At 69.4% G+C, this 9,287-nt stretch carries 12 protein-coding genes and 1 pseudogene; 8 read left to right on the top strand and 5 right to left on the bottom strand.

The features are described from left to right. The 3 genes from BM396_RS31365 to BM396_RS31355 form a co-directional block, all read right to left on the bottom strand. Window positions 1–772, bottom strand: a 772-nt coding sequence (locus BM396_RS31365) for a polysaccharide biosynthesis/export family protein (protein ID WP_139239600.1), incomplete at its 3' end; no start/stop codon positions are given. A gap of 261 nt (window positions 773–1,033) precedes the next feature. Further along, the gene (locus BM396_RS33765; protein WP_274926768.1) at window positions 1,034–1,156 is read right to left on the bottom strand and encodes a hypothetical protein; all 123 of its coding nucleotides are present in this window, start codon (window positions 1,154–1,156) and stop codon (window positions 1,034–1,036) included. Window positions 1,157–1,469: 313 nt separating this feature from the next. Further along, entirely contained in the window at window positions 1,470–1,754 is a 285-nt protein-coding gene (locus BM396_RS31355; protein ID WP_043388174.1) for a DUF3072 domain-containing protein, read from the bottom strand. Between the two features lie 175 nt (window positions 1,755–1,929). On the opposite strand from BM396_RS31355, the gene BM396_RS31350 reads away from it, so the two are divergent. From BM396_RS31350 to BM396_RS31320, 7 genes and pseudogenes are all read left to right on the top strand, one after another. Continuing rightward, complete coding sequence (locus BM396_RS31350) at window positions 1,930–2,502, top strand: gluconokinase (RefSeq protein ID WP_051044788.1); 573 nt, start codon at window positions 1,930–1,932, stop codon at window positions 2,500–2,502. 4 nt (window positions 2,503–2,506) lie between these two features. Next, on the top strand, window positions 2,507–3,328 hold the full coding sequence (locus BM396_RS31345; RefSeq protein ID WP_043388173.1) for a Cof-type HAD-IIB family hydrolase: 822 nt from the start codon (window positions 2,507–2,509) through the stop codon (window positions 3,326–3,328). A gap of 188 nt (window positions 3,329–3,516) precedes the next feature. Further along, window positions 3,517–4,512, top strand: a complete 996-nt coding sequence (locus tag BM396_RS31340) for a lytic transglycosylase domain-containing protein (RefSeq protein WP_043388172.1) — start codon at window positions 3,517–3,519, stop codon at window positions 4,510–4,512. A gap of 313 nt (window positions 4,513–4,825) precedes the next feature. Then, a pseudogene (locus BM396_RS31335) lies at window positions 4,826–5,731 on the top strand (helix-turn-helix transcriptional regulator); the annotation flags it as partial. Window positions 5,732–5,958: 227 nt separating this feature from the next. Further along, the gene (gene cysE / locus BM396_RS31330; RefSeq protein ID WP_043388169.1) at window positions 5,959–6,810 is read left to right on the top strand and encodes a serine O-acetyltransferase; all 852 of its coding nucleotides are present in this window, start codon (window positions 5,959–5,961) and stop codon (window positions 6,808–6,810) included. Between the two features lie 93 nt (window positions 6,811–6,903). Beyond that, window positions 6,904–7,119, top strand: a complete 216-nt coding sequence (locus BM396_RS31325; RefSeq protein WP_007565940.1) for a DUF3126 family protein — start codon at window positions 6,904–6,906, stop codon at window positions 7,117–7,119. A gap of 144 nt (window positions 7,120–7,263) precedes the next feature. Beyond that, window positions 7,264–7,593: a DUF6949 family protein gene (locus tag BM396_RS31320; RefSeq protein ID WP_043358025.1), complete on the top strand. Its 330-nt coding sequence runs from the start codon at window positions 7,264–7,266 to the stop codon at window positions 7,591–7,593. Window positions 7,594–7,599: 6 nt separating this feature from the next. On the opposite strand, the gene BM396_RS31315 is transcribed toward BM396_RS31320, so the two are convergent. After that, the gene (locus BM396_RS31315; protein ID WP_051976324.1) at window positions 7,600–8,307 is read right to left on the bottom strand and encodes a transglutaminase-like cysteine peptidase; all 708 of its coding nucleotides are present in this window, start codon (window positions 8,305–8,307) and stop codon (window positions 7,600–7,602) included. A gap of 319 nt (window positions 8,308–8,626) precedes the next feature. On the opposite strand from BM396_RS31315, the gene BM396_RS31310 reads away from it, so the two are divergent. Then, the gene (locus BM396_RS31310) at window positions 8,627–8,884 is read left to right on the top strand and encodes a hypothetical protein (RefSeq protein WP_043358027.1); all 258 of its coding nucleotides are present in this window, start codon (window positions 8,627–8,629) and stop codon (window positions 8,882–8,884) included. A 6-nt stretch (window positions 8,885–8,890) separates the two neighbouring features. Here BM396_RS31310 and BM396_RS31305 read toward each other — a convergent pair. Next, window positions 8,891–9,287, bottom strand: a 397-nt coding sequence (locus BM396_RS31305) for a transglutaminase-like cysteine peptidase (protein ID WP_091995272.1), incomplete at its 5' end; no start/stop codon positions are given.

The following is a 9,287-nucleotide window of genomic DNA, read 5'->3' as shown; positions in this document are numbered from 1 at the left end:
TCTGCGGGTCGCGCACCAGGGTGAGCACGTCGTTGGGCCGCAGGTAGATGTTCTCCTTGGGGTTCGACACCACCGTGGTCAGCGGCACGGTCGCGGTCACCGGGCCGCGCGAGAGCCGCACGAAGGTCTCGTTGACCGGCGCGCGGTTGCCGCCGGCGGCGGCGATGACGTCGAGGATGCGGTCGCCGTGGCCCGAGAGCGGCAGGCGGGCGCCGGCGGCGCCCTCTCCGGTGACGGTCACCGCCTGGCTGATCGGCCGGGTGACCGAGACCAGCACCTGCGGCTGGATGGCCTTGCCGGCGAGTTCGTTCTCGATGAGCGCCTGGACGTCCTGGGTGCGGCGGCCGGCGACCTTGATGCGGCCGGCGTAGGGCACCGAGATGGCGCCGTCGCGCCCGACGGGCTGCTCGGGGATGAGGGCGGACTTGGAGCCCGCCGAGAAGCGGTCGGCCACCAGCGGCCCGGAGAACAGGCCGCCCGACCCGGCTTCCCAGATCGAGACCGAGACCATGTCGCCGACGCCGATCACCGGCTCCGAGGAGGGACGGTGGTCGCCGAAGGAGGCGAGCAGGCTGTCCAGCGGCCGGCCGCGCAGGGCCTCGACCACCGAGGGCGTGACGTCGATGATCTCGTAGCGGGCGAGCAGGCCGCCGTCGGCGGTGGCCACCTCCGCCCCCGCCTGGATCGCGCTCGCCGTCGGACCCGCCGCAGGCAGGTACGTGCAGCCCGACATCGCCGTGACGGCGAGCAGGACAAGGGGAAGTTTGCGCATCCAGATGTTGCCCATCGGTATTGCCGAGCCCGTGCCTAGCCCATGGCGGCCCAGGTGTCCGTAGCGGGTGAGCCACACTCCGGCCGGCACGGCCAAGACTGCGAAGTCATCCTCGTTAAGCACAGCTTTTTCGGGGCATAGAGACGACGAATGCCGGGCGTTCGCCCGCGGTCGCAATATCGAGATACAAATCGGGACGTCATCAGCGGCCGCACATTGGCCGCTCCAGCCCAATGGCCAAAAATCCCGCGACCGATCGGCTCAATTTCCCTGCGTGACCGCCGCGGTGATGTCGCCGTAGACGACGCTGACGCGGGACACGTAGTACCGGATGCTGCCGACGGCGACGAGGAAGATCATGCCGCCGAGCAGGGCGTATTCCATTGCCGTGGATCCGTGGACGTCGCGGGCGAACCGTACGGCCTCGGCACGAATCCGATCCGTCAAGCCGAACGCCGTCGGAATCCGCACCGCACGCCGTCCTGCTTCGCCGCCGCCCGGCTCATCCATGGTCGAACGTGCCTTCTCAGTCCCGCTGCCCGCGCGGCCTCACGCGCTGCATGGGGCATAACCTCTCGCCATTGCCGCCGGCTTAACGAGGTGTTCGAAACAGGCCACCTTGTCCATTCCGGCCGGGATACGCCGCCCGGACGTAGACGGCGGCGGGCGCGCCCGGGGGAAACGCGCCCGGCTTGGCTCAGGCGTGGCCAGCCTTATGGCGAAGGTCGTCGATCCGCTTCGAGGCTTCGGCCTTGTCGAGGTCAGGATCGAACGCCGCCGGCTCCTTGGCCTCTTCCGAGAGCGTCTTCAGATAGGAAGCCTGCGCGCCGGTCATCGGCTCGCCGCCAGTCGTCCACTGATCCGGGTCCTTGATCTGGTTCGACACGTCCTTCGGGTCGGTCTTGGGGTTCTCCGTAGCGTCCTGATTTGATCCGGTACCCCGGCCGGCCTTCGGTGTTGCCTTCGCGGTTGTGCTAGCCATGCGACTCATGTTCCCTAAATGTTCGGCGTCTGCGGGGTGAACGCGCCCGGCCGCGCCGCGGTTCCTGCGGGCGCCGCGGCCCGTTTGCATCCCAGGCGATCTTCCCTTCTGGAAACCCGCTCCTATTGATGTGAGGGGCAGCGCCCCGACGCGCCTCGGAGCCAGGGTGGTCCGGATGACGTCCCAATCGGAGCCGGCGCCGGATGCCGGAACGGCCGCCGCCGGTCAGGTGCTCGTTGTCATGGGCGTCTCGGGTTCCGGGAAGAGCACCGTGGCGGCGCTGATCGCCGAGACGCTTGGCTGGATCTTCGTGGACGGCGACAGCTTTCACACGCCGGAGCACGTGGCGAAGATGCATGCGGGCCTCGCCCTCGACGATGCGGATCGCGCGCCCTGGCTGGCCCGGATTGCGACTTGGATCCAGCAGCGCCTCGACGCTGGCGAGTCGGGCGTGGTGGCCTGTTCGGCCCTCCGCCGCGCGTACCGGGACGTTCTCACCCGCGGGAGCCAGCGGGTTCGCCTCGTCTATCTGGACGGCGACCGGACCCTGATCGCGCAGCGCCTCGCCGAGCGGCAGGGCCATTTCATGCCGCCGCGTCTCTTGGACAGCCAGTTTGCGGCCCTGGAGATTCCGGGGGCCGATGAACACCCGATCACGGTCGGCATCCGCGAATCGCCCGAGGCCATTGCCGACCGGGTGGTCGCGGAACTCGCGGCCGAAATGCGCCGGGATACGGTTGGGAAGTGAGCGGATGATTGCAGGATCCGGCAAGGCTTCGGGCATCGACCTGGTGATCTCGGACGTCGATGGAACCCTGGTGACCGGCGACAAGCGCCTGACCGAGGCGACGGTCACGGCCGTCCGGCGGCTGAGAGCGGCCGGCATCGGCTTCAGCATCGCCTCGGCCCGGCCGCCGATCGGGCTGCGGAATCTGGTCGCCGAACTCGAGCTCGACCTGCCGATGGGGGCGTTCAACGGCGCGAGCGTCGTGCGGCCGGACCTCTCGACCATCGAGGAACGGACCATCCCCGAGGCGGCGGCCCGGTCGGCCCTCGACCGGCTGTTGGCCGAGGGACTGGACGTCTGGGTCTTCGCCGAGGGGGCGTGGTGGCTGCGCGATCCGGAGGGTCCCTATACCGACCTCGAACGCCGCACGATCGACGCGGAGCCCCGCGTCGTCGCCGATCTCCGCCCACTCATGGGGAGCGCGGCCAAGATCGTCGGCGTCAGCCGCGACCACGCCCATCTGGCAGCCTGCGAAGCCCGGATCGGGGCGGCCCTGGCCGGTCAAGCCACCATCCACCGTTCGCAGAAATACTACCTCGACGTGACGCCACCCCATCTTGACAAGGGGCGATTCGTCACCTGGATGAGCGCGCATCTCGCCATCCCGCCGGAGCGGATCGCCACCTTCGGCGACGCCGGCAACGACCGTCCGATGTTCGCGCAAAGCGGATTCTCCGTGGCGATGGGCAATGCCGAAGCGGCGGTGAAGGCGGCTGCGCGCGCGGTCACCGACAGCAACGACGCGGACGGCTTCGCCCATGGGGTCGAGCGCTTCCTCCTTCCCTGACCGCCCGGCCGCCGCCCCGGGCATCCCTTTGGATCGCCGCGCCGCCGCGTGACGCGCCGCTGTGGCACGCGGATCACAAACGCTCCCGACACCCCGGCCGCCCACAGGCTGCCGAACCGGGGCCGCTTTCCGGCCTCATTTCCCCGTGACCTAGCTTGACCACAGAACAAGCAGCACCGGGTCTCGGAATGCATCGCCTCATCCTGGCCGTCGTCCTCGCGGTCGTGCCCGCAGCCGCCTTCGGGCAGAGCGCGCACGACAATATCGACGCGTTGATCGAGCAGCAGGCCAAGGCGAACGGCGTGCCGGCAAGCTTCGTTCACGCCGTCGTCAAGCGCGAGAGCAACTACAATCCGCGGGCCAAGGGCGGCAGCGCCCTCGGCCTGATGCAGATCAAGCACGCGACTGCCCGCAGCCTCGGCTACACCGGCGATGCGGCCGGCCTGTACGATCCCGAAACCAACCTTCGCTACGGCGTAGCCTATCTTGCCGGCGCCTATCGGACCGCCAAGGGCAATCTCGGCCAAGCGTATCAATACTATAACCGCGGCTACTACTACGCAGCCAAGCGCCAGGGCATTTCCACGGAAGTCGCCGCGGTGGTGGCGCCCGTCGCGGCCTCGGCCAGCGCCCTGGCGAGCCTGTTCAGCGGCGGCGCCGCCGAGACCCGGAACACCGCGGCGGCCTCAGCCCTGGCCTACGCGCCCACCGCGGCCGCAGTGGCGGAGGTCCCGACCGAGGCCGTCGAGGTGCCGCTGCCGCCGCGTCGGCCGGCCGCCCTGGCCGGCACCACGATCGAGCTCGCCAGCCTGACCCTAGATCCCGCCGCGGCTTCAGCCGCGAATTCTGCGGCGACTCCGGCCGCCGCGCAGGCGGCGGCGGTTCCGTCCGTGGAGGTGCCGCTGCCGCCGCGTCGACCCGCGGGTCTCGGGAGCGCCCTGGCGGCGACGGAGGCCGCGCCGGCGCAGATCGCGGAACTCCGGCTCTCGCCACAGGCCGCGGCGGCATCCGCTCCGATGTCCCCGGCCGCCGCTTCGGCATCGGCCAACGAGGCGGCGGTCGAAGCGATCGAGGTGCCGCTGCCGCCGCGTCGCCCGTCCCTGCAGATGCTCGCCGCCGCCACGCCGCGCCGCGCCCCGGCCGCGGCCCCCGTGCGCGAGGCCACCGCTCTCCCGGTCGAGTAGCTCCGCCATTCCGGAGCGGCCGCGCGTCGGGGAACCCGGTGCGGATCGGCCCTCTGCCCACACAAGGATCATGCCCAAGGCTTGACCATCGCACCGTTCCGCAACACATAGGCGCCACGCCAGCAACGTGGTTGGATCGGCACGGACCGAAGCCGCAAAACAGCGGCCGTGCGCGCATGGCGCGCAACGGATCTCAGGGCAGGAACGCCGGTTCAGGCGCGCGAGGTCGGGCATTCTATCGCCCGACGGTACGGTAGGGCGCGATCGATCTCGAAGCGGCAGGCATGCAGGGCACCGACCCTGCTCTCAAGCTGGCAGGAAAGCGAACGGCGCCATGAGCGGCGTGGTGGAACAGGAATCACTTTTTCTCACAGACCTCGGGCGCCGCGTCAGGCACGCGCGCACCGTGCGCGGCCTGTCGCGCAAGGTTCTGTCACAGACCTCCGGCCTGTCCGAGCGCTACATCGCGCAGCTGGAAGGCGGCCAGGGCAACGTCTCCATCATCCTGCTCCGGCGGGTGGCCAACGCCATGGGCGTGCGACTGGACGACCTGATCACCGGCAATGACGGGCTGCCCGATTGGCCGGTGGTGCGCGACCTGCTCGCCCAGGCCAGCCCGGCCCAGATCGCCGCCGCCAAGGACGCCCTGTCCGGCGGTAGCCGACCGGAATCGAGCAACCGCCCGCGGGTAGCGCTGATCGGCCTGCGCGGCGCCGGCAAATCGACCCTTGGCAAGCTCGCGGCCGAGCGCCTGGGCTGGACCTTCGTGGAACTCAATGCCGAGATCGAACGGGAGAACGCCCTCTCGGTCCAGGAGATCTTCGCGATCTACGGCCAGGAGGGCTACCGCCGGCTGGAGCAGGCGGCCCTGCGTCGCCTCACCGAGCATCCCGGGCCGCTGATACTGGCTACGAGCGGCGGGATCGTTGCGGAGCCGTTGACCTACGACCTTCTGCTGCAAGCCTTCTACACGATCTGGCTGCGCGCGCGGCCGGAGGAGCACATGAGCCGGGTCCGCGAACAGGGGCACCTCGCCACGACGGGCGACCATGCCTCTGCGATGCAGGAACTGCGGGCCGTCCTGGCGAGCCGCGAGCCGCTCTACGCGCGGGCACCCGCCACGGTGGACACCTCCAACATCCCGGTCCAGACGATGCTGGACCGCCTGACGGCAGCCATCGAGGCGCGGTTCGGCCAAGCTGCGCCGCTGGCGGACTGACCGTCGCTCGTTCGCTGACAGCCATGCGGCCAATGGGGCTTTCGGGTCGCGCCGACCCTTGATCGCGGCGGTGCAGCGCACCACGCTAGGTCCGAACACGCGGCCCAGCGATGGCCCGGCCCGTTTCCGCCCCGGACAGCGCCCCCTTCCGCTCGATCGGGCGACGGGTCCGCCGCCGCAGGCATGACCGACAGCGAATCCGAAGTTCCGGACATGAGCATCCGCCTATGAGCGCCAGTCCTGCCTTCACGCACCAGTCGCACGACCTCACGCACCTCGACCCGGTCTGGTCGCGGCTGCGCGCCGAGGCGGAGGATGTCCTGCGCACCGAGCCGCAGCTCGCCTCCTTCATCGTGGCGACGATCCTGAACCACACCACGCTGGAGGGCGCGGTCTCCCACCGGGTCGCCGCCCGGCTGGGGCATCCGTCGCTGCCGGCGGAACTCGTCGCCCACGCCTTCCATGAGGCGATCACGGTGGACCCGGACATCGGGCAGGCCTTTCGCGCCGATATCGGCGCGGTGATCGACCGGGATCCGGCAACACTCCGGGCGCTGGAACCGGTCCTCTACTTCAAGGGGTTCCACGCGCTCCAGGCTTACCGCCTCGCCCATCATGTCTGGAACCGCGGCCGGCGCGACCTCGCTCTCTACCTCCAGAGCCGGGTCTCGGAAGTGTTCCAGTGCGACATCCATCCGGCGGCGCGAATCGGGCGGGGCGTCTTCCTCGACCACGCCACGGGGCTTGTGGTCGGCTCGACCGCGGTGATCGAGGACGACGTGTCGATCCTCCACGCCGTGACGCTGGGCGGCACCGGCAAGCAGCGCGGCGACCGCCACCCCAAGATCCGCCGCGGCGTGATGATCGGCGCCGGCGCGAAGATCCTGGGCAATATCGAGGTCGGCGCCTGCGCCCGGGTGGCGGCCGGCTCGGTCGTGCTGCGACCGGTACCGCCCAACACCACGGTGGTCGGCGTGCCGGCGCGGGTGGTCGGCACCGCAGGCTGCGACGATCCCGCCCGGGCGATGGACCAGTTCGTCGCCTTGGACCAGTTCATCCACTTGGGCGACGGGATCTGAACCGCAACGCCGTCGCGCTTGCCGCTCCGCCCGAGGCGTGGCAAGCCCTCGGCCCATCCGCGGCGCCAGCGCCGCCAGGGGAGATCGATCAGCGTGACCAAAGCCGAGACCGCGAAGCTTCAGGACTATCTGCGCCGCAAGTTCGCGAACAACAACATCCGCCTCACGGCGATGAAGACCGGCGACTCCGCCGAGGTATTCATCGGCGAGGAATCGATCGGCGTGATCGCCGACGACAAGGAGGATGGCGACGATTCCTTCGTCTTCCGGATGGCAATCCTCGACATCGATCTCGAGGAAGAGGCCTAGCCGACGACGCGGCTGACCCCGCATCCCCGCTGGGGCTGCGCCGGCCCACACCTGTGCACGGATTAACGCTACCCAAGACTCGTGCTTAACAAGCGGTAAACGGCATGAGTACAGTGCGCGCAACCTGTATCAGGAGCGCGAATAATGGTCCTCACGCCCGCCGCCATCGAGTCGATCCGGACCCTGTGCATCGGACTGGCACTGTCCGGCTTGATCGCCAGCGCCTTCGAGCTGTTCGCAGCGCGGCGGGCGAGCTTCAGCCTGCTGGAGCGGGGCGGCCTCCCGGCAGTGGCCGCCCTGCCGATGCTGGCCTTTTCGGCGCCGTTCATCATCCTGCGCAACACGGTGCGCGGCCGGCGGATCGAGGGCCGGCCGATGCCGTTCGTGATGCTGGCGACCATCGTCGCGTGCGGCTGGAGCCTGCTCTCGGGCCGGGTCGCCCTTGACCTCGCCGCGATGCTGGTCGGCGTCTGACCAGATTCAGGGCTCGGCGGTGGCCACCTGTGCGGTGCCGTCCTTGCCCTCGAGGGAGACCCAGGCCGGCCCGTCCTGACCGGCCTGCTTGATGAAGCTGTAGCCGGTACGCCGCCAGGAGCGGATCGCGTCGGTCTTGTTGTCGAGAATGAAGTCGCCGCGATCGGTGCGAACCGTGAGCACCGCGTGGCCTTCGTTGGTCTCGTCGATGACCACGGTCATCAGCAGGGCACGCCGCGGCAGGCCGCGCTCCACCAGCATCCGCCGTTTCAGCAACTGGTAATCCTCGCAGTCACCGAAGCCGTCATCGGGAAAATCCCAGCGATCCACGACGCCCCAATGGGCCTGATCGGTGATGGGCTTGATGCGGGCGTTCACTCGACGGTTGACGCTCTGCAGGGTCCGCCACACCGCCATGGTGAGCGGGATCGCGTTGGGCTCGGCAATGTCGACCACGCACTCCTGGGGCGTCCGCGCGCAGAAATCCGTCCAGCCCGCGATGGCGCGCACCGACCCAGCCTGTTCGACGGCGGTCACCTGATCCGGAAGAACGAGCCGGGCATGGGCGTGGGTCGTCGCGCCGCCCATCGTGAGGATCGCGCCCACCAGCGCGAAGCTCGCGGCTTGGCGCGCCCGGCGCACCGCATGAGCCCAGCCCCGCCATTGCAGGGCGCCGAACACCTGACACGAGATTCCGCCATCCGCGTGCCGCATGGCCCAAGCCCCCGCCGCCCGATGATGACGGAAGGGTGACACGACCACGTGCGACGCACAATGGGTCAGGGCGAGACGGATAACGCGCGTCGAGCCCTATCGGTTCCGATTTAAGAGATGTTTTCATCCGCAGAGCTGACCCGAAACACATGCACGGAGCGAATAGCCGCTCTGCGCCCCCTCCGAGGGTCTTGATTCAGGTCAGTTTTGCCGGCTTCTCAGGGATGCTCACGCGCAGGATTCGCGGCGGGCCCGATCGAATTGCAAGAAGCCAGCCAGCCCGTCGCGGACGGGACTGCGCCTCAGGAAAGGACCCGCAATGCAGCCCGCCATCCAGCAGGTGATCAGAGCGCTCGCCGAGGATGGTCGGGCCGGCGCGATCAATATCGCGGAGCACGCGGTGGATTCCTATCTCGCCGATGCGCCGAGCGAGGGCGACAGGGCGCTGTCGCGGGACATCCTGGTGCGGGATCTCGCCAGCCTTCGCGGCGTCGCCCCCCATCTCGCTGCCTTCATCGGCCGGGTCGAGGCCTATGTGGCGAGCCTTGCCCAGCCGTCGCTGAGCCGGGCGGCCTGAGACGGATCAGCGGTTGGCGGTGGTGACCGGGGAGGTGACGCCGCCGAGCGAGACCCAGGCGACGGCGTCCTGGCTCTCGCGCTTGATGAACACGTAGCCGGTCTTGTGCCAGGGCAGGATCGCGTTGGTCTTGTTGTCGAGCACCAGGTCGCCCCGGTCGGTGATCAGGGTGAGCACCGCGTGGCCCTCGCCCTTCTCGTCGATCACCACGGTCATGCGCATCGCCCGCCGCGGCAGGCCGGCCTGGGCCAGCAGATGGCGCTTGAGCAGCTGGAAGTCCTCGCAGTCGCCGATGCCGTCCTCGGCCAGATCCCACCGGTCGGCCACGTGCAGGTGGTCCTGATCGGTCATCGGCTCGACCGCCTTGTTGACCCGCCGGTTCACCGACACGATCGTCGCCCAG

This window comes from Methylobacterium sp. UNCCL125 (assembly GCF_900116795.1).
Lineage (GTDB): Bacteria > Pseudomonadota > Alphaproteobacteria > Rhizobiales > Beijerinckiaceae > Methylobacterium > Methylobacterium fujisawaense.
Note: the sequence above shows the minus strand (reverse complement) of the source record. Positions and strands in the feature narration are given on the sequence as shown.